The organism is Mycoplasma sp. CSL10137, from assembly GCF_017116845.1.
Lineage (GTDB): Bacteria > Bacillota_I > Bacilli_A > Mycoplasmatales > Metamycoplasmataceae > Mycoplasmopsis.
On sequence record NZ_JAFIRE010000001.1, the window covers coordinates 162642 to 189036 of the forward strand.

Consider the following 26395-nt stretch of genomic DNA (forward strand, 5'->3'; position numbering starts at 1 on the left):
TAATTAGATTTAGGAGTATACATGGAAGTAGAAGTTTTCAAAAATAAAAAAAATAAAACACGTAGAGAATTAAGAATTGAAGTTATTTCTGTTTTATATAAATGCGAATTGTTAGGAGAAAAAATTAGTTTAGAAGAAATAAAACAAGAATTTAACTTAAATAGTGAACAACTAAAAACTTTAAGACGAATTGAAAATTCATATATATTTAGTAAAAATATTTTCAATCGTTTATTAAACGAAAATTGATCGTGAGATAGGATAGACCCTTTGATAAGAGCTATTTTAATCAATGCTGCAAGCGAATTTAAAATAATACAACCTAAAATAGTTTTTAATGAAGCTATTGAAATTACTAAAATGTATTATCCGCTTGAAGATAGTGAACAAAATAAAGATAAAAAAAATCTTGTAAATGGAATATTAGAAAATTTTTATAAGGCTATTTTATTAATCGAAAATAAAACAAAGAACGAACAAAACTAAATGATGCAATGATTTTGAAATAAATTATTTATTAATTCATGAAATAAAACAATAAATTACACTTTTTTAATTTTCAAAGAAATGAATTTAATCGAAAAAATCGAATTAAATCAAGTTCTTAAATTTTTAAATAATAAAAAGTGAGATAACATTGAGGAGTTCATTGTTAATTTTTTTGAAAAAATAACCTTTAAGGATAATTTAGATAATAATAAAAAAATAATGATTGATAATTTTTATAAATTCGTTTTTTATCATGCTTATTTTAAAAAATGAAAATTACAAAAATTTAGTTTATTAAAAATAATTAACAAAGAAGTTGATGAAGTTGAATTTAATCATCAAAAAAGACATTATTATTATAATTTTTTAGATGAATTTAAAAAAATTAAAAATTATAATAAATACTTAATAAAACTTTTGAGGAAGGTTATTTAAATATGAATAATGATATTAGAAAACAATTTCCTATTTTAAATAATATTACATATTTCGACAGTGCGGCGCTTGTGCTAAAACCTACTATAGCAACGAATGCAATCACTGAATATTATACAAATAAATCTATTTCGTCGAGAACGGCCGACACACCATTAGGAAATGAAATTAATCAAACAATAATAAATGTTAGAAATAAAGTAGCAGACTTGCTCGATGCTAAAGATTCAGAAATAATTTTTACAAGCGGAACAACTGAGTCAATTAATATTTTTGTTAGAATGTTTAGTCAATTAATTAAAAAAGATGAAGTTATTTTATTAAGTTCATTTAATCATTCTTCAAATATAATCCCGTGAATTGAAATATCTAAACAAAGTGGTGCGATAATTAAATTTAGCGAAAATTTGATTGATGATATTGACAATACCCCTAATTTAAAAATTGTTTCATTAGCACAAGAAACTAATAATTTTAATCAAAATTTTGATTTAAATAAAATTTATAAGTTAGTTAAAGAAAAGAATGCATATTTATTTAATGATGCAGCGCAAGCGATAGCTCACCAAAAAGTCTCTTTTTCTTTTTCTGATGCAATAGCTTTTAGCACAAATAAATTTTATGGACCAACTGGATTGGGTGTTTTGGCAGTCAAAACAGAATTATTAAAACAAATGAAGCCTGTAAAATTTGGCGGCGGAGCTATTGATGATATTAACACCGATACAACATGAACTCTCAAAAAAACTATAGCCGCTTTTGAACCTGGAACTCCAGACATTGCCGGTATGTATATGTTTAATAAATCTTTGGATTTTTTTAACGAAATAGGATACCAAAAAACACAAGAAATTTTAAAAAAATTATCTATTTACTTACATGAACAACTATCTAAATTAGAAAATATAGAAGTATTTTCAAAACCTGGTGATTATATTGCTTTAATAAATATTAAAGGAATAAACTCTCAAGATGTAGCTACTTATTTAGGTTCTAAACAGATTTATACTATTGCAGGAATTTTTTGTGCTCCATATTTAAGAAATATAAAACAAGAATATTCATATTTAAGAATTTCGTTAGCAATATATAACAATTATGAAGATATTGATAAGTTGATAGAAACATTAAAAAACGGAGGCGATTTTTATGCATTTTAATCCTAATATAGCTAGAGAATTGATTATGTCTCATTATACTAAACCTAATAATAAAATGGAATTACAAGGAGAATTTCAAACTTGTTTTAGCACAACATGTTCAGATAAATTAAACATTCAAACAAAGTGAGATAATGATAAGCTAGTGGATGTTCATTTTAATGGACATGGTTGTGCTGTATTTATGGCTTCTACAGATATATTTTTAGATAAAATAAAAGGTTTATCATTAAACGAAATTAGAAAACTGACACTTTTATTTGAAAAATTTGTAAACCAAGAGCAACTTAGTGATGAACAAATTAATTCACTTGGTGATTTATGAGTATTTTTTAATACTAAAACTCATTTAAATAGAGTGGTATGTGCTTTATTAACACCTAAATATTTCTTAGAAAATGAATAATAAATATATTTTTCATATAGATTTTGATTCATATTTTGTAAGCGCTATAAGAACTATTAAACCAAATTTAAAAAATAAACCAGTAGCAATAGCTAGATCGGAAAAACATTCCGTTGCTGTTTCAATTAGTTATGAATTAAAAAAAATAGGAGTAAAAGCAGGTTCTAAAGTTTATGAAATTTTAGCAATTGAACCTAAAACAATAATCGAAAAACCTTATTTTAGGTTGTACCAATATTTGTCTAATAAAATTTTTAAATATTTAAAAAAAATTTTTGCATCAAAAATTGAAGTAGCATCAATTGATGAGTGTTACATTGTTCCGAATATTATTTTAAAAAACAAAGAACAAGCAATTAGTTATGCTAAAAAAATTCAAACAAACGTTTTAGAAAAATTTGATATACCAATAACCATAGGAATATCTTTAAATAAGTTTTACGCTAAAATGACTACTAATATTTCGAAACCTTTTGGTATTGGTTATACAGATGAAAATAATTATAAAGAAAATTTTTTCAAACTAGATATTGAAAAATTTCATGGTATTGGTTCTAAAATAGCAAATAAACTTAGACAAATAAATATTTTTACTATTGGTGATTTGGCGAAAAAGAAAAAAAACGATTTTGAATTATTACAAGTTTTTAAAACTACAGCTTACAAATATTTAGATAGTTTGGATATAGAAAAAAATAGTGATTTAAACTTTGAAATAGAACAAAATAAAGTAATGGGCAATGAAATAACCTTTGAATATCAATATGACGAAATAGAAATTCTAGATAAGGTAAATAAAATTGCACTGAATATTAGTAATAGATTAAAAGAAGAATTCTTATTAGCAAAAAATTTATCCTTAGTAGTTAGAGACTATAGTAAAAAATGAAAAGCTTATAATAAAAACATATCTCCTACTAATGATTCAAGAGAAATATATAAACATATTAAAAAATTAATTGATAAAAATGTAGATTTAAATAATATAAAAGGTATTGGAATTAGAGTATCTAAATTAGTTGATAAAGATAGTATTTATAATCATTTTTCTCTTTTAGGAGAAACAAAAAAAGTCGATGAGCAAAAAGAAAAAGTAGAAACCATAATTGCTCAAGTCAATAAAAAAATAAAAAGTACAAACGTTTTTAAATTATCAGAATTAAATAAAAAAGAAAAAATTAAAATTAATCATGAGATAAATTTAATATCACATAGTATTTTTAAAAAATAATCAAGGAGAAATATGAAAATTGGTATTTACGGAGGTAGTTTTGACCCAATACATAAGGGTCATATACAAATAGCAAAAGATGTAATAAGCGAGCTTGGTCTAGATAAATTATTAATAGTCCCAACTTATCAATCACCTTTTAAAAATAAAAGTGGTGTTAAAACCGAAGATAAAATAAATATGATTAATTTGGTTTTAGAAGACAAAATGGAACTTTGTTTATTTGAGGCAAAAAGAAATAATATTAGCTATACAATAGACACTGTTAAATATTTAAAAAATAAATATAAAAATGATGAGTTATATTTAATTATAGGATCAGATAATTTACCTAAATTAAATAAATGAAAAGATATAGAAACTATTTCAACATTAACTAAAATAGTCGTTGTACGTAGAAGTAGAACTATAAATAAACTTAATCTTAAAAGATACAACGGAGTTTTATTAAAAAATAAATTATATGATTATTCTTCAACCGATTTTAAAAAAGGTTTTTCGATAATAGAAAATGAAAAAGTTTTTTCTTATCTAGATCCAAAGGTAATGAATTACATACAAGAAAAAGGATTATACTTATTTGAAATAATACATAATTCACTTTCTGCACGTAGAGCTAAACATTCTAGTTTAACGGCTAGTTTTGCGGCAGAAATAGCTAAATTAAACGGTGTAAGCGCCCTTAAAGCGTATAAAGCTGGTATTTTACATGATATCGCAAAAGAATGAAGTGTAGAAAATTCAAGGAATTTTATTAAAATGACAGAGCCTGAATTAATTGATACTCCTAAACATTTCTTACATCAAGTTTGCGGATATTTATGAGCTAAATATGTTTACGGAATAAAAGATTTAGAAATATTAAATTCTATAAAATATCATACAAGCATGAGAAAAGATATGAATACATTAGATAAAATAATTATATTATCTGATAAAGTAAATTCTATAGTTCATTTTAAAGGTGTTCAAAGAATAAAAAAATTAGCTTACGAAAATTTAGATCAAGCATTTAGGGAAGTGATAAAGATTACTTATCAGTGAAATATTGATAAAGGTGTAATTTTTGATAAAGAAATTGAATCAATTTATCAAGAATACATAAGAGGAGAAAACTAAACATGGAAGAACGTTTACAGAAAATACTCTCTAAAGCAGGAGTTGCATCTCGTAGAGAAGCTGAAAAATTAATTACTAACGGAAAAGTCAAAGTAAATGGAATAGTTGCAAAGTTGGGAGACAAAGCTTCTTTTAACGATGAAATATTAGTAAATAATGTACCAATTGAAAGTGAAGAAGAAAAAGTTTATTTCATTCTGAATAAACCACCTAAAACAGTATCTACACTTAAAGATAATTTTAACAGAAAAAAAGTTACAGATTTAATTGATACACCATATAAAATATTTCCTGTAGGTAGATTAGATTATGATACAACAGGAGCTTTAATTTTGACAAATGACGGGGATTTAGCTAACAAATTGACTCATCCAAAATATCAAATATTAAGAGTTTATAGAGCTAGATTAAATGAAAAACTATCTCCTAAGGAATTAAAAAAATTAAATGGCATTGTAAAAGTAAATAATACCAAAAGTGTTCAAGATGTTATACCTGTAGGCGAAGATAGCCCAAAAAGTTATTTTGTTGTACTTAGTTTAGGAACTTATCATCATGTTAAAAAATTATTCGAAACAGTAAATAAAATGGTTATAAATTTAAAAAGGCTAGAATATGCAGGAATAACAGTTGAAAAATTACCGTTAGGTTACTATCGTCCATTGAAACCAAAAGAAATTAAAGATTTAAAAAACCTTGTAAGATTACAAGAAGAAAAATTATTTAAACCAGATAAAAGTAGATAAAATTAAAAATTAGCAACCTTTTGCTAATTTTTAATTTATTTATCCTATAAAATCAGAGTCTGCTTTACCTAAATCTTTTCATTTTTTAATCAACTCTTGATATTGTTCTTGATTTTCACATCTTAAAAAATCTAATTGATCTGCATCATTAGAAAAATCAAATTGTGGCGATGTATCTGTATTTGTATATTTTTTATATCATTCACGAACTATTCTAATATCATCTTCAACTTCAACTTTATTTACTTTCCTTGAATAAACTTTCATGTAACGTTGATTTAAATCTACATTAGCAGGGTCTAAATAATCACCTTTTTCATCTGATAAAAATGCAACTAAAATAGAGTAAAAGTCAACATTTTGACCTATTTTTTTAGACATTAAATATGTATATAATTGAGCTTGCTTTAAATACGAGGGATCTACACCTTCATTATCTCATTTTTCCTTCTTAGCTTCACCTGCAGTTTTTACTTCGTAAATAACTTTATTTATAGGATCAAAACCATCAGGAACACCACTAAGAACATCATCTACGTTCTTAAAATAATCATAGTCATATTCTGAAGCAACATAATTCTCGATAGTAATTCCTCTTTTTTTAACTTGAGGAGAATTTCTAAATATATCAAAAATCTTTGGCTCTAATATCGTACCCGCATTTATATATTTTTTGGATAATACAGGAATTTTTAATCTAGTAATATGGCAAAATGCATTAAATTCTGATTTAAATCTCCCTGGAGTTAAAATGTCACCTACACTGCTGCCACCTATTTTTTTATAACCTTTTCACTTATCAAAAGTTCTTAACTGATTATAAAATTCAGGCAATAATATTACAACTCTTTTTTCTTCATCTATAATATAATGTTTTTTATTAAAATATTGTCTAGCCATTATTTTTAATGTAATTCTCCACTAATAATTTAGCAACAACTTCAACACCCTTAAAATCAGCAACCAACTCTTCATTAATCAGCGTGTTTTGAGGTACTATATAATCAAAAACTAAGTTAACAAGTTTGTCAAAACTAATTTCTGTTGAATTATCATCAACGCCCGGAATAAATTTATTTGCATCCATAAACTTTTCAATTCTAATTGCTATAACTCTTGCTAAATGTTTTTCTTTAGTAGGGTCTATTATTTGCTGAATGTCTTTTAAATGTTTTTTGAAATAATCTAATTCATTAGGAAAACGCAAGTCATCAATAATAAATAAACTATTTTTGTTTTCTTTTGCAGATTGCTCTGCAATCTCTGTAATACGTTCAAAAACACGTCCACATCAAATGTTATTGTTAATATTTCTTCCGACTTCACCCATCGCTATTCAAAGAGGTCTAACCACTTCTTTATCTTTTTTATCTCATTCAATTTCATCTAAAATTGGTTCTGTAATCTTTTTGATAGGTTCAGCAAAAGAAAGTATGTGAATATTATCTTCAAATTGCTTTGTTAATAATTTTTTAAGACCTTGACTTAAAATGCCTTTACCGCTTCTTCTTTTACCGTTAATTAAAATTATTACATGTTGTTTTGCTTTCATACATCGTCTCCTTTGATTGTTTTTTAAATTGTATTTTTAATATTATATATAAATTTCATTTAGTAACTTAAAAATTAAGTAATTTAATGAAATATTGCGTAAATAAAAACTCAGTAATAAGTTTACTAATATAAACTATTACGAGTTTTAATAAATTTTTCTATTAGCTTAATTTAAATAATTTTTTACCAGAAACTGCTAATTCTTCTAGTTCTATCACTTTTTTAAGTCTTGAATCGCTTGTTGTTGAAATTATTAATGTTTTATCAATTTTTTCGTTTGTAAATTTTTCTAAATCTACTACAAATAATGTATCTCCCGCTTTAACTTCTTCATTAAGAGAAACTTTTCCTTCTATTCCTAAACCATCTAATTTGTAACTATCTTGACCAATTAAAACAATTAGTTCAACATCGCAATTTGTTTTAAAAATAAATTGAGTTTTTGATGCGGGCATACTTGTAATTCTACCATTAAAAGGTGCTAATAATTCAACTTTTGAATTACCTTCCATTTTAATTGCTAAACCATTACCAACTAAACCATTTGAAAACACACCGTCTTTTAAAGATTCTAGAGAAACTACTTTTCCGGATAATGGAGCAACTACTTCCATTTCTTTTGATGCTTTTTGACCTTTTGCATTAACGTTGTTTGTTGTTGTAACCAAATTGTGATCAGAATTATCTACAATAACTGAAGCATATTTTTTAATTACTTTATTAATTGTTTCAACAATATCACCCATTTCGACTTGAATATATTTTTGTTCTGTAAATAAATTTACCTTTTTTGCTCCAAGTTTTTTTAATAATTCTTCATTAACTAATGATGGATTTCTAAGATCATATCTTAATTGAGAAACACTATTATTGAAAGATACTATATTTTTTATACCACCCATAGCATCTGTTAATTCTTGAACTTCTTGTGGCGCATGTTCTAAATTTTTTGACTCTAAAAGTTCAAGTCATTTGTTTAAATTTGACATATTTCCTACCTTCTTATTATAAAAATATTTATTTAAGTGTTATATTTATGATATTTTACCAAAAATTGACTTATTTTTTATATTAAATTAAATTATTTTAAACAAAAAATAAGGATTAGCTTTTTATTATAGACATTTAGTAAATATAATAAACACAATAAAAAAACTAAAAAAGAACAATTATTATAAAAAATATAGTTATAATTAATTTATAAAAAATATTTTAGAATTATAATTTACCATTTTAAAAAGGAGCACAAATGAAAAAAAGAGTCAATAAAAAAGAGTTATCAGCTAAAATATGAAATTCTGCTAATAAATTAAGAAATAATTACAACACAGAGGATTATAAATATATAATTTTGCCATTAATTTTTTATAAATTTTTATCTCAAAAAATAATAGATTTTGTCAACGAAAATGAGGGAATTACATTCGAACAAATGAATGAGTTAGACCCAGAATATTTAGATCCAAAAACAAACAAAACCCCAAATAATGGTTTCACAAAGGAAATTATTGAAAATATTGAAGAAGTATCTATTAGTGAAATGGGATATTATATACCATTTAAATACTTATTCCAAACATGAATCAAATTTGGAAACGATAAAAACTCACCTTTTAGTTTTAATATAGAAGTATTAAGAAAGGCAATAGTTAGTTTTGATGATATAGTAAACAAAAGTAATAATCAACAATTCAAAGAACTATATAAAGGTTTATTAAGAATAATTCTTGTAACGTTAGATAAATCTAATATAGAAAATGATAAAAAACAAACAGCTACAATGATGCAATTAATGGAAATAATTAATGAAATACCAGTTGATGGACAAAATTATGACGTCATCGGGCATATTTATGAATATTTATTAGGTAAATTTGCTACTGGTTCAGGTAAAAATGACGGAGAATTTTATACACCTCACGAAGTTTCTGTTTTAATGTCCGAAATAATCGGAAATCACATAAAAAATAGAGATAAAATAACAATATACGACCCAACATCTGGTACAGGTTCTTTATTATTAAATTTAGGTAAGGAATTTGAAAGAATAACAAACAGCAAAGACAAAGTAACTTATTATGCACAAGATAAAATGGATGCCGCTTATGTGTCAACTCGTATGAATTTAATTATGAACGGAATACAACCTTCTTTAATTAAAGTTAGACGTGGTGATACATTATTGGAAGATTGACCTTTTAAAAAGAATAATGATCCAAGCATTAGAGAGCCTCAAAAAGTTGATGCAGTAGTTTCTAATCCTCCTTATTCACAAGAGTGAAAACCTGATGATAACACAAATACCGATCCTCGTTTTTCATCATATGGTGTTGCTCCGAAAAGTAAAGCAGATTTTGCGTTCTTATTACATTCATATTATCATTTAGAAAACGACGGAATTATGGCTATAGTTTTACCACACGGCGTTTTATTTAGAGGCGGTAGCGAAAAAGAAATTAGAACTAAATTAGCAAAAGAATTTGCTATTGACACTATAATTGGTCTTCCATCAAATATGTTTTTCAATACAGGTATATCAACTATCATTATGATTTTAAAGAAAAATAATAATTCGAAAGGAAATATTCAATTTATTGATGCTTCAAAAGAATATGTTAAATTTGATAGTCAAAATAAATTTAACATATCTCACATTAAAAAGATTGCACATGCTGCGAATAATAAAACAGAAGTTGATAACTTCTCTAGAATAGTAAGTTATAAAGAAATCGAAGAAAACGATTTTAATTTAAATATTTCTAGATATATTGATAATTTTGAAAAACCAGAAGAATATGATTTATATTCAATTATAAACGGCGGAATTTCACAAGAAGAAATAAATAAATTTAACGAATATTGAAAAGTATTTCCTAATTTAAAAGATAAATTGTTTGTAAAATCTCAAAAACAAGAAAATTATTACCATTTTAAAGATATTGACAATATTAGCGAAACAATATGAAATAATCAAGATATAACAGAATATCTAAATACTTATAATTTTGTTTTAAATAAAATAGATTTCTTTTTAAGAAATCACATAAAAGATATTAGCAACTTAGAGAATTTTAACTCAAAATCATTCGAAGAAGAGTTTAATAATTTTTTCTTTAGTGATGCAATTCAAATTCCACTACTAGAAAAGTATCAATTCTATCAATTATTACACAATATAATTGACTTAATTTCAAATGACATAGAAAAAATAAATTCCTTCGAAGAAAATATACCAAACAACTTCATAAAAGAATATGCAGAAATCTTAAACGAAAACGAATTAGAACAAGAAGCAACTAAAAATAAAAAGAAAACAAAAGAAATTAAAGAATGAGATATTCAGTTATTAGACTATAAAACAATAGCAAAATTTTATTTTAGTGATCAATACGAAAAAATTCAAAAACTACAAGAAGAACTTAATTCACTAAAAAGTAAAATAACTGAATTAAATAACGAATTGAAGCAAGATGAAGATTCTGATGATAAAACTGACGAAACAATAACAAGCACTAAAGATGAACTTAAAATAGTTAAAAACAACGAAAAAAATGCAAAACAAGAATTGCAAACATTAAAAGAACTATCAGTAAAACAAACTTGAGAAAAATTATTATCACTTTCAAATTATGAATTAATAGAAACTTTATTCTTTAAGTGAACTAATGACTCGTTTATTAAAATTAAAAATCAATCTAATGAAATAATTGATGAATTTATTTCAAAATTAAATATTTTAAATAGCAAATATAGCGAAACTCTCGAAGATATTAACAAATCTATAATAGAATCTCAAAATGAATTGGCTTCCTTATTAAAAGAATTAAGCGGTAGTGAAACCGATAACATCGCATTAAGTGAATTTATAAAGATATTAGAAGACAAATAGTAATTTAAAAATGATATGAATAAATTAAAGTTCATATCATTTTTCTAAATTTTAAAGTTTTTTAATTAACGATCAATTAATAAACAATCAGTTGAAAAAGTAAAAATGAAAATTATTAATTAACTTTGTTTATATTTTTTCTTGTTCCTTTAAACTTATTCTTTTTATGTTAGATTAAATTTTATAATATGAAAAATATAAAAATTAATTTCAAAAATATTTATTTTTATTTATCAAAAAATCTAATATAATTAAAAAGCAATACGTAAAGACAGTAACTGTGAAAACTTAAATATGTTACCTAATGTATATTTACTTACTATTTATTCCCGTATTGCAATAATTAATTTTGAAAGGGGGCATAAATGTCAGAATCAAAATTTAAAACAGCTAAAAGAGAAGTTGTTGCAGAAATCGTTGATAAAATTCAAAGCACACAATCAATAGTATTCGCTGAATACCGTGGACTTACAGTTGCAGAATTAGAATCATTGAGAAATGAAGCTGCTAAGGTTGGTGTAGAGGTTAAAGTTTACAAAAACCGTTTATTTAAAATAGCTGCTGAAAAAGTTGGTTTAGGTGATTTATCACAATATTTACTTGGACCTAACATTTTTGCATTTTCAGAAGATCCTATGGCTGCTGCAAAATTATTTGTTGCTTTCGCTAAGAAACACAAATTATTTGTAATTAAAGCAGGAACACACGAAGGCAATGTTGTTAATGCCGACGGTGTTAAAGTTGTTGCTACTCTTCCAACATATGAAGAAGCACTTGCTATCCTTGCACGTTCAATGATGCAACCATTACAACAACTTGGATTATCACTTAAAATGTATAGTGAAAAATCAGAATAATATAATAATTTAAAATTGAAAGGAAAAATATTATGGCAAAATTAACAAAAGAAACATTTATCGAATCATTAAAAGAAATGTCAATTAAAGAAGTTATGGAACTTGTTGAAGCAATGAAAGAAGAATTTGGAATCGACCCTATGGCTGCTATGGCAGTTGCTGCTGCTCCAGCAGAAGGTGGTGCTGAAGAAAAATCAAGCGTTAAAGTTGTTTTAAAAGCAGATAACGGTAAAAAAATCCCAGTTATTAAAGCAGTTCAAGCAGTTCTTGGTTTAACATTAATGGAAGCAAAAAAAGTTGTTGACAACTTACCAGCTGTTATTAAAGAAAACATTAGCGCAGACGAAGCTGAACCTATCCGTGCAGCATTAGCTGAAGCAGGTGCTGAAGTTTCAGTTGAATAATTTCATTTGATAAATAATTTAAATATAACTCTTTATTATTGGGTTATATTTTTTTTATAAAACAGAAAAATATAATAAAAATGGAAATTTAATCTATTTCCATTTTTATTATATTGTTAATTTAATTAAATTTAAATTAGGACGATATTTTCTACCTTCTTTAGCTTGATGCTCGCCATTTAAAATTGTAGCATCTGCTGAAAAAGAGTTATTAAGTTTAAAAATTGATTGTCCTACTCCGTAATAATCAACAGGTACTTTTAAATCTTCGAATTCTTTTATTTTAGTTTCGTTGAAACCTGAAGAAACAACAATTTTATATTGTGTTGCGCCCACTTTATCCAAAGCTTTTCTTAAATTAAAAATTTGTGTTGGATTTACGCCATAATGTGGTTCAACATTATCAAACATATGATCAACCATATTCTGCGAAGTATCGATTCTAACACCTCACACTTTATTGCCGAAAGCTTCCCAAATTCTTAGGGAGTCTTTAATAATATCATTATGATAATCAACTAAAGATATTATTTTAGCTTCTGGATAATGCTTTATAAATGCTCTAGTAGCTTCAACCACATCTCCATTAAAACCTTGAATTAAAACATGCGGCATACTCCCAAAAACTGTAAACTCTTCTTGCTCACATCATTCTTTTTGCGCTAATGTTGAAACGATTTTTATTCCACCTATTTTGATTGCCTTACCATCTATTTCTTGATTTATATAATGGTCGGCTCTATCTCCCATAAAAATAACATCTTTATTTTTGGCGGCTTTTTTCACTTTATATCCATTTGTAGCTATTGAAGTACTTCTTGATAAAATTCCATCAATAACCCCTTCTCAAATACCAAAATCTTGATAATGCCCCTCGAGTTCTAAAACAACATCTAAACTATTTATTTTTGAACCCTCGGGAAGATATTTTATTTTGTATTTAGAAACATCAGTGTTATGCTTTAAAAATTCTAAAACTTCATTGATACCAGCTAAGATAGAATCATCTTTTCTTTGAAAGAATTGCATAACAATAATATTATTTGGTTTTTCTTTTGCTAATATATGTGAAGTTTTATGAAAGTAACTAGCAACATATTTTTCATTTTTATTCATTTTTTCCTTTTCTAAAAATAAGTTACTTAAGAGTAACTATTTTTTATTTTCTTCCTTAGTTTGCTTTTTTATACCTTTATAAGAGGTTGGGGACACGAACCAAACTTTAGGTAAATTATTTTCGTGTGGTTGTCTAATTCTAAGTACTCTACGTAATATAAATCCTATAATTGGAGATGTTAAGAACGAAAATAGAACAATTAAAATGATATTTATAACTTTAAAATAAATATTAGACCCTCTATACCCTAAAGGATGTTGAAATGAAATTATAGAGTATATAGCAATACCACGATCTATTTCTCTGTTAAATCTTTGAGGAACATCGTTTGGAAAATTATTCGATGACAACGGCGGTAATTTAACTAAACTATTAAAATTATTATATTTATATGAAACAAAATAAATTGTACTTGCAAATATAAGATATAAAACAGGGAAGACAAAAGTTACCCATATAGTTTTATTACTAATTTTAATTTTTTTTCGTTCTCAACACAAAGTTGATAAACCGATTAATGGACCTATAACGTGCCATATAATAGTCCTATAAATATCATTTTTACTCATATAACCCAAAATAGTAGAGTCTGTTATTGTTCCTGATCAAAAAACAATGACAACAATAATAATATATATCATACTTGAAAAATAAATTTTATGTGCAATCAAAGATTTATGATAAAAAGGTAATAACAAAATAGAAACGGCCATTAACACATTTGACATAAATGTAAATCAATGTGTGCTACCACCTCATAAATCATTTACTGCATTTGGTAATATATTCTCATATATTATTCTTTGTTTTTGAAAATCACTTTCATTATTTGCTAATTTATTAATTTCTCTAATGATTTCAGGGTTTTTATGATAAAAGTCTCAAACATCATCAGTTCTATCATTTCATTCCCAAACAACTGTAGAAATATATAAAAATATTAATATTATACCTATAATAAAAGTTAAAATATTTTTACTTTTATGACTTAAATGCAATTTAACTTTTATCCTCATAGGTACCTCTTTTATAAAAACGTAGAAAGTATTATCGAAATAACTAAAATCATAAATAAAATTCCAGCCAAAACTATATACTTAGTTATTTTTTTGATGTTATATTCTTTTTTTATTTTTAAAAAAGCAAGGTAATTGATTCTTAAATCCTCGCTTTTTATGACGTTATTATAAAGTTGAAATTTTAAATTTGATAACATTTTTAAATACTTATTATCACTTCTCTTTTTATTTTTGAGTTTTTCAACTTTTTTTATTTCGATATCAATATCATTAATAAACCTATTTCTTAAAATAGCAAAATTAATATCAACATCATTTCTTTTATTTTTTTTCATTTATTTTAATATAATGACAGTAATCTAATTTGAATATTTTTAGGAGTAACATTTATTAATTTTTTAACACTTGTTTCTATATTTTTTGTTAATTCTTTAATAATAATATTTACTTTTTTTTCACTATTCAATTTTACTTTTACATCTAAAAAAATATAACAATTATTTCTTTTTGAGTCAATACTAATTCTAGGTTTATTAATTAATTTTAATAATTTATTATTTAAAAAACATAATTTTATACAATCAATTATCGCACTTTCCTGAACTACATAAACCTGATCAGAATGATATGAAACATTAATTCAACTCATTATTTATTACTTTTTCCGGCGTATTTACCAGTTTCAGTAGAAACAATTATTTGATCACCCTCTTTTATGAACATAGGTGTTTCAAGTTCAAAACCAGTTTCTACAATAACTTTTTTTTGTGGATTTGTTGTTGTATTACCTTTAACAGCGTCAGGAGCAGAAGTAACTTCTAAAACTATATTTGCTGGAAGCTCAATATCAAGAACTTCTTCTTCAAATTTTCTAACTAAAACTTCAGAACCTTCTTTTAAAAAATTCAACTCTCATTCTACTAATTTAATTGAAATTTCAATTTGCTCAAATGTTTCTCCATCCATTAAAATAATATTTTCTCCATCTGAATATAAGAAACTCATTTTTCTTTTATCGATATGAGCTTTTTTAACTTTGTCTCCACCTGTAAAAGATTTTATGGTTGTAGAACCACTTCTAAGGTTTTTTACTTTTGCTTTAACATTCGCTTGTCCACGACCTTGTTTTGAATGTTGAGCTTCTAAAACAATAAAAATTTCTCCGTCTAACTGAAATGTAATACCCGGTTTAAATTCATTAACATTTACCATATTTACTCCTTAATTTATAATTAATATATTAATTATACTTATTTTTTACTATTTTTGTTTCATTTTTATTCTTTTTTTAAATATTAATTGGAGGAAAAAATGAAAAACAAAAAAATAGACAAAATACAGTTGTTTAAACTTTACAAAATAAAAGATAGATTAAAAAAATCAATAGAAGAATACAACAAAGATAAAGTAGAATATTTATTACCTATAATGCGTGTAGATAATGACTTACTGCTTGGAAAAGTTATTTTTAATTATAATAAAGAAGATCAACAAAATTATATTGAACTATATGATCATAATTCATTATGAGAAATGTCGATGTTATTTGATAATTTTTATCGAATGAATGCAACTTTTTTTGAATTTTTATCGGAATTAGATGATCGATTTAAAAATGTTAGAGTCAGTGAGGTTAATGAGTTAGCAATTTTGGATAAAGTAAAATTTTATTTTACACAAGATGATAGTTTTACAAAACTAACATATGTATATCCTCAAAAAAAGGAAGTAGAAAAAAATTTATATAATTCACACTAATTGTTTTTGTGTTAAAATTAGTTGATGAATATAGAAAGAGAAACAAGTAATATTAAAGGATTTTGAAGCTCATTTTTAAAAAATTTATTTTTTACAGTTAGTTCGATTATTGTTCTAATTTGAGCCATTATAAATTCATTTACACATTTAGAAACATATAATTTTTTTGGATTAAAAGGTAGGGAGCAATTATCTTGAATTATATGACCAATATTTTTAATATTGTTAACAATTAATGTTTACACATCATACAGAGAATATTCGGTCTTTTCGAAAGTAAATACTAATAATAAATATTTAAAAAAATATAAATATTTAATTATAGGTAATATTTTTACATTACCGTTAAGGTTTCTTATCTTAGTAGGAACAGTTTACGAAGATGAAGTATTTTTCATAGATTATAAATTAGCAAAAAAACGAAGAAATGGATCATTTACAGTTAAAGAAATTAGTCTTGCTGGTGTATTTTTGGGACTTTTTATCATTTTAACAACAATCACCCATTATACAATTGCAAGAACAATAAGTTTTAGTTTTGAATATGTTTTTTACATAATATTTGCATTTTTTTTTGGTAAATATAAAGGATCATTATTATCATTTATTGCTGATTTTTTTGGATTACTTATTTCCGGAAAAATAGGTTTTTACCATTGGGTCTATGCTATTATCCCTATAATTTCAACATTTACAATATCAATTTTTATCGAAATGTTTAAAAATAACAAAAAATTATCATATATTTTTATGGATATTTTTTTAATGTTAGTTTTTACAGCATTAATAATTATATTTATATATAAAACCGGAGATCCAAGAGTATCTAAAAAAGGTTATAAAATATCTGAATTTCTTGGGTTATCATATCTATCATTTGGTACTATGATAGGATTATCTATACTTTCAGGAATTTTACTAATAGCTTTTAATATAATGATTTTTTGAGCTTTTTTTACTAAGAATAAAAAAGTAAAAACTAAATTAAATTATATGATACTATTTTATTTTTTAATAGTTTCATTAATTGTTATATCTCGTTGAATTTGAGGACCGTTCGCATTTATCATTTTTGCAAACACATTCTTAGGAAAAGCGTACACATTATCTAACCGCTATTTAATTTTAATGTATCCGATAGTTCTAAGATCTGTCATAATTATTCCTATTTATACTTTTGTGTTATACACCATTTTCGTTCCGTTATCATTTTTAAAAGAAAATAAATTATTAGACATTAAAAAAATAAGTTATTTTTAGATAACTTATTTTTTTAATTTATTTTACCTATAAAATCTGATAATCAATCAGAATCATTATTATCCATAGTTAATAAAGCGCTATTTTGAACAGATTTCATACCATTTGGCATAACACCGGAATATTTGGTTGCTTCAAACATCGATTCATCATTGTCCGCATCTCCAAAACTTATTGTTCTATTTACACTTAAATCATATAAATCTAGTAAATATTTAATGGCGTTGCCTTTTGTTGCGTTTATACTCATAATATCTAAAAATGGTTCTTGCGAAACGACTCCATATATTCCATCAAAATCTTTTTCTAAATTTAAAATTTGGTTTCATTTTTCTGCAGGATTACTTTCTCTTAAAACTAAAAATTTGCAAAAAGTTCAATCTTCAATCTCATTTGAAAAATCTCCCTCTTTATACTCTCCATCTCTAATTCTAGAAAAGTATTTTTTCTTTACAAAAAAATCAGTTTTATAAGTATTATATCCGGCCACAAATTCAGGAGTATAAACCAGAAAATCATATTCCAATTCGATTAATTTTTTATAAATTTGTATTGCTATTTTGTTTGGAATATGAAAAGTTTTTAATAAAGAATAATCATCGTTCAAAATTATTGATCCATTAGCGAAAATTAAAGGATGCTTAGTTGGTACATTTTTAACAATATCTCAAGCCGTAAAAGGAGGTCTTCCAGTTGCGACAAAAATATTTTTATTATTTTCAATCAATGAATTAAGCGCGTTTAAATTTTTATCATTAATTTCTGTTCGAGAATTCAATAATGTACCATCTAAATCAAAGAAAAAGTTATCAATATCATTTAATTTAATTCAAAAAGGTTTTAATTCTAAAACGACATCATGACTAATAAAATTGATTGATTCAATGCTAAAAACTTGTTTATCAGTTGTTTTTGTTTTTAAAGTTATTAAATCATCAACTTTTAAATTAAATTTTTCCTTACAGTTTCTTAAAATAATTCTATTATCAATTAATTCATTATCTGTATAAAATTGTTTTATCATTTGACCCCTTAAATATAAGACATTATATAATAAAAAAACTTAGAAATAAACTAAGATTTTTTATTATTGTACTCTTTTGTTATGTTTCTTAACCAATCTAACTTAATATATAAAAACTCAATAATAAACATTTTTACTAAATCAGATAAGTAAAATATAAAGTAAAAGAAACCTACCGGATACTCCATTGATTCAATAGTATTCGGAACTATTAAATATGCAATTATAGCTAATCATGCCATTTGTAAAACTCCGGTTATAAAAACTGTTATTCCAGTAATATTATTTCTACCACCTGTTTCTAGAATTCTAACACTAGTTGCGAAGAAAATTCAACTAGGATTAAACACGGCAATAGAAATAGATGTTAATTGAACTTCTTTTAGGTAATAATATGATGCTAAAAGTTTTTCTTTAGCGATTATTTCTTTATCAGTAACACCATCTACCATTAAACTCTTTGCAACATTTTCTTGAATACCGTTCGATAAAAATGTCATAAACGGAATAAAAATTATTACAAACCCAAAAATGGAAGATAATGTCAAGGCTAATGTAACATGAAAGCCTTTAAGTTCTTTTGCGTTTTTTTCTGCAAGTTCAAACTCATCATTACCTAATTTTTGACCAACAAAAAGAGCTATATTAGAACCAACAACACCAAATGCTGCTGTAAATATATTAGTCAATGAAGCCGTAATTCCTAATACATCACCAGAACTTAGACCTCAATGTTTATAATTTGAACTTTGTTGACTCCCTAGGGAACCAATTGGAAACGCAGCCGCTCACAAAAACACCCTTACTGCAACAAAGACAAAATTTGTTGAACTTAATAAAAAACTTGGCATTCTTTTTAAGAATTGTAATCAAATTTCCTTTGAAACTTTAAAAATCTTAAAAGGATTGATTAAATATTTTTTCGTCTTCAAACGAATAAAAATTAAAGCTAAAACTATTGATACTAACCCGGAAATTATTGTTGCATATGCAGATCCGACAACTTGAAATCTAGGAATTAATATTAAATTAAAAACTACATTAGATAATAACGAAGCGAGAGAAACAAAAAAAGATGCTCCACCGTTTCCAGTTTCTCTTAATATAGAAATAGTAGAAAAGTTAATTCCTGTAATTAATCACGAAAATGAAATTACTTTAATATATTCCGTACCTAAATTAACAACAGTTTTATAAGAAATATCATTTGGATCTCCTTTAGTAACTGATCTCATAAAAAATTCAGGAGCAGACATTATTACTACAAAGAATAAAATAGCTAATCCAAAAGATAAAATATACCTAGCTCTTACTACTTGTATAGACTCTTCTTGTTTAACGGAGCCACGATATTGTCCAAAAATAGATGTACCTACAATATTAATACTAATTAATAAACCTCTTATTATAGCTGAATATCCATTCGCAAAACTAAGAGCTGATACACCTCCTTCTATATTAGTAACCATAAAATTATCAATAAAACCATTTAATGATACAATGATACCCGAAAAAATAATAGGTATAGCTATTTTAGAATATAGGATTCATCTTTGTTTATTCGATGGAAAGTGAGATAAAAATGTATTAAGAATGCTTCTATACATTTTTATAATTTAAGTTATTGTTACTTAACTTACTTAAATATCCAGAAAAAATCTGGTTTATACGATTTTTTTCGCTCATTTTTAACTCCTCCAAACTATAAAAATAAAAAGTTAATTCAATTATAAATAATTATTATAAATAATTAAATATTTTTCTTAAAAAATAATAAAAAAGCACTTTTATTGTACAAAAATGCTTTTTTTATTTTGTTTTTATATGGCCGTATAACTTTATATTTTCTCTATATGTTAAACTCTTTTTATCGTTTAAAAAACGAACATTATCAAGAATATCTGAATTATATATAATAACTATTTGTTCTGTTTGTCTACCGTAAAAATATTCGTATTTTGTATTTTTTCAACTGGATTCTTCTTTACTTTGAACTATTTTTTTATATTTTGATTTTCCTTTATTATTCAACTGATTTAAAATTAAATCAACAGCATCTGAACCATTATCATTAATTTCGGTTAAACCAACAATATCAAACCCTGATTTTTCTATAAAATAAGCGATTGCTTTGTATTTAAATTCCTTTTTATGTTTATATGTGTTTAAATTTTGATTTCCATAATTAAGGATATTTCAATGAGCAATTCTTAGTTGATTAGTATCTTTTTTTGGGTTTATTGAAGCGAAAGAGGTATTAATATTTTTGTTTGTTTTTATATTTAAATCAACATAAACAGGAGCGTGGTCAGATAAGCGATTTCTTATATTTCATCCTTCATCTTCATGATTGTTATATCATTTCATACTTTTAAATTCTTCTTTATTATTGAATTTTTTAAATTCTTTTATTATATCTATTTTAAAATCTAAATGAGGATCGTCGTTATCATTTACTAGGTCGTAATATTTATTTTCTCCATTTAAATAATAAATTTTGTCATAAGGTTGAACATAACCAGTACCATTTTTATTTAAAGAAGTAAAATATTTTTGCCCTATTCCATATGAATTTAAAACTTTATTAATTTCTGGGTCAAAATTATTATCTAAATTAAAATTTTCTTTTTCAATATTAGTATCCCCTCCAAAGATAACTAATGAATTTTCTTTTGAGTGCTTTTTATAGTATTTCATTAATTTAGGTATAGATAAAAATTCACTAGCTTCTTGTGAACCTAAAGAAGAACCATAACTTTTATATGCTAAATTACTTGTATTAGCTCCATATTCATTGTATCTACTATTATTTTTCTTTCCGGGACTATCTAAATGATCAAAAACGGTGACTATGTTAGGGAAATTTTTTTCACTTTTTAATTCAAAACTAGCACCAAAAGGGGGTCTTACATAAACCGTTTCTTCTGAACGTTCAACTTCATGGTCATCACTATTGGCTACTACTGGATGCGTCGGTATTGCCATCTTCTGCGGAATTCCCAGAAGATGTATTTGATAAATTTGAAGTAGATTCTGTCAAAATAAATGATTGTTCTACTAATTCATCATTATATTTGTAAGATATTTTTAGTTCTTTAGCGGAATCGTTTCATGTCGCAAAAATATTTTTTTTATTTGTTGCGCTTTTTATATTTTCTTCATTGTATTTTTTATTAATTGTAAATATATGATTTTGTTCATTATTTCCACCACCAAATATTCCATAATATTCAGAGTTTGCATACTTGTGTAAACGAACTTGATTTTTTCTAACTTTTGAATTAATTAAGGATATTAAATCATTTTTATTTAAGTTTTCATTTAAAACAAAAGCTTCAACATTATTATTATCATCGTTTTTGTTTGAAGTATTCTCATCTGAATTTGATTCACTTTCTGATTCTTCAGACTTTTCTGGTGTTGAATTTAAACTAGAATTATCTTCATTATTTTCAATTAATTCTTCTTCATCTTCGGATTTATTAGTTTCAGATGTATTATTAGAAGAATCATTATTAGAATCTAGAGAAGTTTTTTCTTCTGACGAATTACCTTCTTGATCATTGTCTACTTGGTTATCATCTATTATTTTTTTGTCTTCAACATCTGAAGATTTCTGATCATCTTCTGATTCGATACTTTCTTTTTTCTCAACTACAGAATTTTTATCTTCACTAGTAGATGCATTATTATTAGGCTCTACATCTGCGACTTCTTCCTCACTTTTAGATGAAGTATCTTCATTTGAAGAATTATTATTGTCTACAACTTCATCTGATGAAGTTTTACTTTTTTCTTTTGAAGAAACTTCCTCTAAATTACTGTTTTCATCACTACTTTTGTTATCGCTTATATTTGTTTCTAATTCTGTACTAGAATTAATGGTATTACCATTCGATTTTTCCTTAACTTCAATTTCAGATTTCACATTTATATTTTTTTCATTTTTTTCAATGTTTCTCTCTTTTTCCTTCACTTGAGATTGAGAACAACTTATAGTTGTGACCGCACTTACTCCAGAAATTGTTATTAATATATTTTTTATAATTTTTTTATTTAATTTCATTTATTAACCCCTTTTTAAAATGTTTTACAATTTATTATATATTAAATAAGACAGTAATTCAAGAGAATAAATTATTATTTATTTTTCCTTGCGTAATATGGGACTTTTTATGAAATATAAAAAAGAAGCTCGATAAGCTTCTTTAACTAAATAAAAATTGTTTGGCTTTTTTGTAATATAAATATCCCGAAAATGTCGATAATATCACTGGTATTACAAAGTATATAGAATAAACCCATTTACTTCAAGTTCAATAATATAGAAAGTTATTTTCTGTATGTATATCTACTAAAATTAATATGAATAAAATCACTATAGCAATCGACAATGTCATGGTTTTTCACTTAGCAGTTTTAATAGCCTCTACTTTAACATTATTTTTAGACATAATTATTCGAAATGCATCTACAACTATATCTCTTAAAATAAGCAAAATTATATATGTATAGGGTAAAAAATTATTAACACTTAAAAAAATTAAAACGGAGGTTGTCATTAATTTATCCGCAATAGGGTCAAAAATTTTACCAAAAGTAGATACTACTTTTCATTTTCTCGCTAAATAACCATCAATAAAGTCAGTTAACATAGCAATAATAAAAAAAACTAATATCATTAAAAGTATAATTGTTTTGTTCTTTTGATCGAAACGGAGATAATAATCATTTGAAAAACATATCGCTAAACCTATAACAGGAATAATAAATAAAATACGTAAAATAGTTAGCAAATTAGGTACTTTATTTTTCTTGAAAATCTTCATTTAAGCTTTCTTTTTTACTTTTAATTAATGCTTCATTGTGCATATTTTTAAGTTCTTCTTTAATTAAATTTATGTCTTTTAAATCATCTATTTCTGTTTTATTTTGTTCTTTTACTTGTTTATGTATTTTATCTTCTTCTTCTTTAAAATAGATAATTATTTCGTTCAATTTTTTATTTCAAAGATTTGAGTTTAAATCTTTTAACATATTTATTTTTGTTTTTAAATTGTTTAATTTTTCATCAGGGATAACAAATGTTTTATATTCATAAGAGCTCATAATATTTTCTAATAATTCTCTTGTGGCATTATTTATTTGTCCCATTTTATATTCACCAATACTTACAACAAAATCATCGTGAATTTTGGTGTTTAATTCAATTAATTCATTAATTTTAACCATTAATTCGTAACGATATTTTAGAGAATCATTTTCAAATTCTTTAGCAGCAATTCTTGTTCTTTTTTTCTCTATTTTTTCTTTAATATATGAATATACAAAATAAACACCTATCAAGGATAAAAGAACACCTAATATTACTCAAATTATTATATTACCACTTCCTAGTGCACTAATAGAACTAGAACTTGTAGTAGTTGTATTAGTTTCTTCAAACATTCTATTGACTTTAATTAACATTTTTACCTTTCTTAATTGTAACTTTTCATTTTACTTCTTTTTCAATTGTGCATTCGCTTTGAATCTTATCTTTTAACTCTTCATCATTAGGTATTTTCTCATTTTCTCGATCAGCATCTATTATGATCTTATAGAGAAGATTTAAAAGCATTTTTCTATCCACTTTTGTTACTGTTGTTGCTGGCTTATAACTTAAAACACCACCATCGTTTAATCTTTCGTTAATTTCGAAGTCCAAGCCACCAAGTTCACTTTCAATTTCTTTTTTAATTCTTTTAGCTTCTTGATTATGATCGTTATATTCTTCCGCTAATGATTTTAATTTGTCAAAGTCTAAAACATTATCTAAATTTTTATCCATATTATTTCTCCTTCTATCATGTTGTTTATGATCCTAATAATCCGGCTACATAAGCGATATACATAACTAATATATTTAAACCAAAGAAAATTAATGTAGCTAAAGCATCCGATAAGGTTGTCAAAATTGGCGCCGACATCACGGCAGGATCTTTTTTTAATTTAATAGCCAAAAGAGGTATAACTGTTCCTAAAAATTTTGCCAAAATAACTACTATTCACAAAGAAAATGAACTTGCTATTATTATAAAAGATAATTCTCCTCATTTTAGAGAAGGATCTCTAAAAAAAGGAATTGAATAATAAATATATAACCTAACAATATTTACTAAAAACATTATTAAACCTATTATTAGTCCTATAGTAGTCTCTTTTCAAACTACCTTACCATATTCGTTATTCTTAAAATCACCTAAAGAGGCTGCACGAGTTACCGTAGTTGAAGATTGAGATCCTGCATTTCCTGCTGCACCACTAATTATAGGAATTAATGAGGTTATTATACCGGTTGAAATAGTAACGTGCACCACACTACTAAAAAAACTTTCACTTATCGAAGTAAATTCTTGGATTATATATTGAGAAATTGTGGCCGATATCATCAAAATAATTAACCAAAAAACTCTTGCTCTTACTATATTTTTAATTGATTTTTTAATATAGCTATCTTCAACATTTTCATCGCGAATACCAGCCATTTTATAAATATCTTCAGTAGCTTCATCTTGAATAATATCAATAATATCATCAGAAGTAATCATACCTATTAATCTTTTATCACTAGAAACAACCGGTAATGTTGACCTATCATGATTAGAAAAGATTTGTGCTGCATATTCTTTATCATCTGTAGTTTTTACACTCGCAACAGCGTTGTATAATTCATCTAATAATGAATTTTCGTCCGAGAAGACCAACTCTTCTAAAGTTATATCTCCTACCAATTTGCCTTGTTGATCTACTATATAAAAATTATGGCCCATTAAAACATTTTTATTATAATCTGCTCTAATTTTAGAAATAGCTTTTTTTGCAGTTCAATTAGATTTTAAAATAGAAAAATCAACGCTCATAAAACTACCTATTTGGTCATCCGAATAGGATAGTAACTGATTAATCTTATCTCTTTTATCTTTGGATGTATTGGATAAAATTTTTCTTGTTATGTTTACAGGTAAATCTTCTATAATATCAGCTAATTCATCAGTTTCTATTTCTTGTAAAACTTTTTCTCCTAAATCATCGCTAAATTGAATAACTAAATTAGTTTGAATTTCATCATCCAAATAAGAAAAAACTTCCGCAGCTTCTTCAGTTCTAAGTATTCTAAGAACATATATTTGTTGTTCGCTTGTCAACGATTCTACCGCTTTAGCAAAATCGGCGTGGGGAGTTTCTTCTTCCAATTCTCTTAGCAATTTTACACTTTTTGTTGATATTAAGTTTTTTATTTCTTCATGAAGAATTTGGTTTTGTAGTTGTTCTATATTATTATTTTCCATTATGATTTTTCGATTAAATATTTAATCAATTCCTCTTGGAAATATTCAATTTTAACAGAACTAATATTACGATCTTTCATAATCTTAACGCTACCATTTTCTTCTGAAACCACTATTGTAGTTGCATCACTTTGTTCTGAAATACCAATCGCTGCACGATGTCTAGAACCAAAATCACTCTCGAGTGATTTTTTAGTTATTTTATAAAAAGTTGATGCATAATAAATTTTATTATCACGTATAACAACTGCACCATCATGTAATGGTGAATTTTTATTAAAAATAGAAATTAAAAGAGAACTAGAAATATTAGCATTCAAAATAATTCCGTCTGTTCTTAAATTATCAATATTGTCATTATTTTCTATTGTTATAAGAGCACCTATTTTATGTTTAGAAAAATATTCAACACTTTCTCTAAGTTGATTTATCAAACGAATTTGACTGCTACGACCTAATTTATCATACTTAGATTTTTTAAAATAATTACTAAATCAATTTTTTAAATGTGGTATTCCCACAACTAACAAACTAAGTAAAATTAAAATAAAAATCGCAATAACAAATCCTAAAATTACGTAATTAATTAGGACCAT

The 26395-nt window shown here is 25.0% G+C and carries 29 protein-coding genes; 12 read left to right on the plus strand and 17 right to left on the minus strand.

Annotated features, from left to right (window positions below):
- Positions 1 to 21: 21 nt before the first annotated feature.
- The 7 genes from JXZ92_RS00465 to JXZ92_RS00495 all read left to right on the plus strand — a co-directional run bounded on the left by JXZ92_RS00465 (position 22) and on the right by JXZ92_RS00495 (position 5586).
- Positions 22 to 486 (plus strand): transcription antitermination factor NusB, encoded by a 465-nt coding sequence (locus JXZ92_RS00465; protein WP_205851802.1) that lies wholly within the window; start codon positions 22 to 24, stop codon positions 484 to 486.
- An 81-nt stretch (positions 487 to 567) separates the two neighbouring features.
- Positions 568 to 924 carry a hypothetical protein gene (locus tag JXZ92_RS00470; RefSeq protein WP_205851803.1) on the plus strand — a complete coding sequence of 119 codons (357 nt, stop codon included), beginning with the start codon at positions 568 to 570 and terminating at the stop codon, positions 922 to 924.
- Positions 925 to 926: 2 nt separating this feature from the next.
- Positions 927 to 2084, plus strand: coding sequence for an aminotransferase class V-fold PLP-dependent enzyme (locus JXZ92_RS00475; protein ID WP_205851804.1), 1158 nt, complete (start codon positions 927 to 929; stop codon positions 2082 to 2084).
- A complete protein-coding gene (locus tag JXZ92_RS03600; protein WP_205851805.1) occupies positions 2074 to 2490 on the plus strand; it encodes an iron-sulfur cluster assembly scaffold protein in 417 nt (138 codons plus the stop codon). The genes JXZ92_RS00475 and JXZ92_RS03600 overlap by 11 nt, the downstream gene beginning before the upstream one ends.
- Positions 2483 to 3721, plus strand: a complete 1239-nt coding sequence (locus tag JXZ92_RS00485) for a DNA polymerase IV (protein WP_205851806.1) — start codon at positions 2483 to 2485, stop codon at positions 3719 to 3721. Before JXZ92_RS03600 ends, JXZ92_RS00485 begins: the two co-directional genes overlap by 8 nt.
- A 12-nt stretch (positions 3722 to 3733) precedes the next feature.
- On the plus strand, positions 3734 to 4840 hold the full coding sequence (locus JXZ92_RS00490) for a nicotinate-nucleotide adenylyltransferase (protein ID WP_205851807.1): 1107 nt from the start codon (positions 3734 to 3736) through the stop codon (positions 4838 to 4840).
- 2 nt (positions 4841 to 4842) lie between these two features.
- Complete coding sequence (locus JXZ92_RS00495) at positions 4843 to 5586, plus strand: pseudouridine synthase (RefSeq protein WP_205851808.1); 744 nt, start codon at positions 4843 to 4845, stop codon at positions 5584 to 5586.
- 39 nt (positions 5587 to 5625) lie between these two features.
- On the opposite strand, the gene JXZ92_RS00500 is transcribed toward JXZ92_RS00495, so the two are convergent.
- From JXZ92_RS00500 to JXZ92_RS00510, 3 genes are all read right to left on the minus strand, one after another.
- Positions 5626 to 6486, minus strand: coding sequence for an MAGa7180 family putative nuclease (locus JXZ92_RS00500; RefSeq protein ID WP_241006854.1), 861 nt, complete (start codon positions 6484 to 6486; stop codon positions 5626 to 5628).
- The gene (locus JXZ92_RS00505) at positions 6479 to 7138 is read right to left on the minus strand and encodes a hypothetical protein (protein WP_205851809.1); all 660 of its coding nucleotides are present in this window, start codon (positions 7136 to 7138) and stop codon (positions 6479 to 6481) included. The genes JXZ92_RS00500 and JXZ92_RS00505 overlap by 8 nt, the downstream gene beginning before the upstream one ends.
- 163 nt (positions 7139 to 7301) lie before the next feature.
- Positions 7302 to 8129: a PTS glucose transporter subunit IIA gene (locus JXZ92_RS00510; RefSeq protein WP_205851810.1), complete on the minus strand. Its 828-nt coding sequence runs from the start codon at positions 8127 to 8129 to the stop codon at positions 7302 to 7304.
- Positions 8130 to 8389: 260 nt separating this feature from the next.
- Here JXZ92_RS00510 and JXZ92_RS04075 point away from each other — a divergent pair, with 260 nt between their 5' ends.
- From JXZ92_RS04075 to rplL, 3 genes are all read left to right on the plus strand, one after another.
- Positions 8390 to 11029: a type I restriction-modification system subunit M gene (locus tag JXZ92_RS04075; protein ID WP_205851811.1), complete on the plus strand. Its 2640-nt coding sequence runs from the start codon at positions 8390 to 8392 to the stop codon at positions 11027 to 11029.
- Positions 11030 to 11394: 365 nt separating this feature from the next.
- Positions 11395 to 11886, plus strand: a complete 492-nt coding sequence (gene rplJ, locus JXZ92_RS00520; RefSeq protein WP_205851812.1) for a 50S ribosomal protein L10 — start codon at positions 11395 to 11397, stop codon at positions 11884 to 11886.
- Positions 11887 to 11918: 32 nt separating this feature from the next.
- Complete coding sequence (rplL, locus tag JXZ92_RS00525; protein ID WP_205851813.1) at positions 11919 to 12290, plus strand: 50S ribosomal protein L7/L12; 372 nt, start codon at positions 11919 to 11921, stop codon at positions 12288 to 12290.
- Between the two features lie 108 nt (positions 12291 to 12398).
- Here rplL and JXZ92_RS00530 read toward each other — a convergent pair whose 3' ends face one another.
- Genes JXZ92_RS00530 through efp form a run of 5 tightly spaced genes read right to left on the minus strand, consistent with a single transcriptional unit; the run spans position 12399 to position 15638 of the window.
- The gene (locus tag JXZ92_RS00530) at positions 12399 to 13406 is read right to left on the minus strand and encodes a nicotinate phosphoribosyltransferase (protein WP_205851814.1); all 1008 of its coding nucleotides are present in this window, start codon (positions 13404 to 13406) and stop codon (positions 12399 to 12401) included.
- A gap of 36 nt (positions 13407 to 13442) precedes the next feature.
- Positions 13443 to 14423: an MAGa3780 family membrane protein gene (locus tag JXZ92_RS00535; RefSeq protein ID WP_205851815.1), complete on the minus strand. Its 981-nt coding sequence runs from the start codon at positions 14421 to 14423 to the stop codon at positions 13443 to 13445.
- Between the two features lie 11 nt (positions 14424 to 14434).
- A complete protein-coding gene (locus JXZ92_RS00540; RefSeq protein WP_205851816.1) occupies positions 14435 to 14761 on the minus strand; it encodes a hypothetical protein in 327 nt (108 codons plus the stop codon).
- A 5-nt stretch (positions 14762 to 14766) separates the two neighbouring features.
- Entirely contained in the window at positions 14767 to 15075 is a 309-nt protein-coding gene (locus JXZ92_RS00545; RefSeq protein WP_205851817.1) for an MMB_0454 family protein, read from the minus strand.
- Positions 15075 to 15638, minus strand: a complete 564-nt coding sequence (efp, locus tag JXZ92_RS00550; RefSeq protein WP_205851819.1) for an elongation factor P — start codon at positions 15636 to 15638, stop codon at positions 15075 to 15077. The genes JXZ92_RS00545 and efp overlap by 1 nt, the downstream gene beginning before the upstream one ends.
- A gap of 99 nt (positions 15639 to 15737) precedes the next feature.
- On the opposite strand from efp, the gene JXZ92_RS00555 reads away from it, so the two are divergent.
- Together JXZ92_RS00555 and JXZ92_RS00560 are read left to right on the plus strand one after the other, a co-directional pair.
- Complete coding sequence (locus JXZ92_RS00555; protein ID WP_205851820.1) at positions 15738 to 16184, plus strand: hypothetical protein; 447 nt, start codon at positions 15738 to 15740, stop codon at positions 16182 to 16184.
- A gap of 24 nt (positions 16185 to 16208) precedes the next feature.
- Positions 16209 to 17444 (plus strand): ECF transporter S component, encoded by a 1236-nt coding sequence (locus tag JXZ92_RS00560; RefSeq protein WP_205851821.1) that lies wholly within the window; start codon positions 16209 to 16211, stop codon positions 17442 to 17444.
- 13 nt (positions 17445 to 17457) lie between these two features.
- On the opposite strand, the gene JXZ92_RS00565 is transcribed toward JXZ92_RS00560, so the two are convergent.
- The 9 genes from JXZ92_RS00565 to JXZ92_RS00605 all read right to left on the minus strand — a co-directional run bounded on the left by JXZ92_RS00565 (position 17458) and on the right by JXZ92_RS00605 (position 26395).
- Positions 17458 to 18468, minus strand: a complete 1011-nt coding sequence (locus tag JXZ92_RS00565; protein WP_205851822.1) for an HAD family hydrolase — start codon at positions 18466 to 18468, stop codon at positions 17458 to 17460.
- A gap of 50 nt (positions 18469 to 18518) precedes the next feature.
- Complete coding sequence (locus JXZ92_RS04080; RefSeq protein WP_205851823.1) at positions 18519 to 20075, minus strand: MATE family efflux transporter; 1557 nt, start codon at positions 20073 to 20075, stop codon at positions 18519 to 18521.
- Between the two features lie 202 nt (positions 20076 to 20277).
- Positions 20278 to 21453, minus strand: coding sequence for a hypothetical protein (locus JXZ92_RS00575; protein ID WP_205851825.1), 1176 nt, complete (start codon positions 21451 to 21453; stop codon positions 20278 to 20280).
- Positions 21419 to 22534 carry a hypothetical protein gene (locus JXZ92_RS00580; RefSeq protein WP_205851827.1) on the minus strand — a complete coding sequence of 372 codons (1116 nt, stop codon included), beginning with the start codon at positions 22532 to 22534 and terminating at the stop codon, positions 21419 to 21421. Before JXZ92_RS00580 ends, JXZ92_RS00575 begins: the two co-directional genes overlap by 35 nt.
- Positions 22535 to 22676: 142 nt before the next feature.
- A complete protein-coding gene (pgsA, locus tag JXZ92_RS00585) occupies positions 22677 to 23297 on the minus strand; it encodes a CDP-diacylglycerol--glycerol-3-phosphate 3-phosphatidyltransferase (protein ID WP_205851829.1) in 621 nt (206 codons plus the stop codon).
- A complete protein-coding gene (locus tag JXZ92_RS00590; protein WP_205851830.1) occupies positions 23275 to 23937 on the minus strand; it encodes an MHJ_0274 family protein in 663 nt (220 codons plus the stop codon). The genes pgsA and JXZ92_RS00590 overlap by 23 nt, the downstream gene beginning before the upstream one ends.
- Positions 23927 to 24298, minus strand: a complete 372-nt coding sequence (locus JXZ92_RS00595) for a hypothetical protein (protein WP_205851831.1) — start codon at positions 24296 to 24298, stop codon at positions 23927 to 23929. The genes JXZ92_RS00590 and JXZ92_RS00595 overlap by 11 nt, the downstream gene beginning before the upstream one ends.
- A 25-nt stretch (positions 24299 to 24323) precedes the next feature.
- Positions 24324 to 25799, minus strand: coding sequence for a magnesium transporter (gene mgtE / locus JXZ92_RS00600; protein ID WP_205851836.1), 1476 nt, complete (start codon positions 25797 to 25799; stop codon positions 24324 to 24326).
- Positions 25799 to 26395, minus strand: coding sequence for a DNA integrity scanning protein DisA nucleotide-binding domain protein (locus JXZ92_RS00605; RefSeq protein WP_205851838.1), 597 nt, complete (start codon positions 26393 to 26395; stop codon positions 25799 to 25801). The genes mgtE and JXZ92_RS00605 overlap by 1 nt, the downstream gene beginning before the upstream one ends.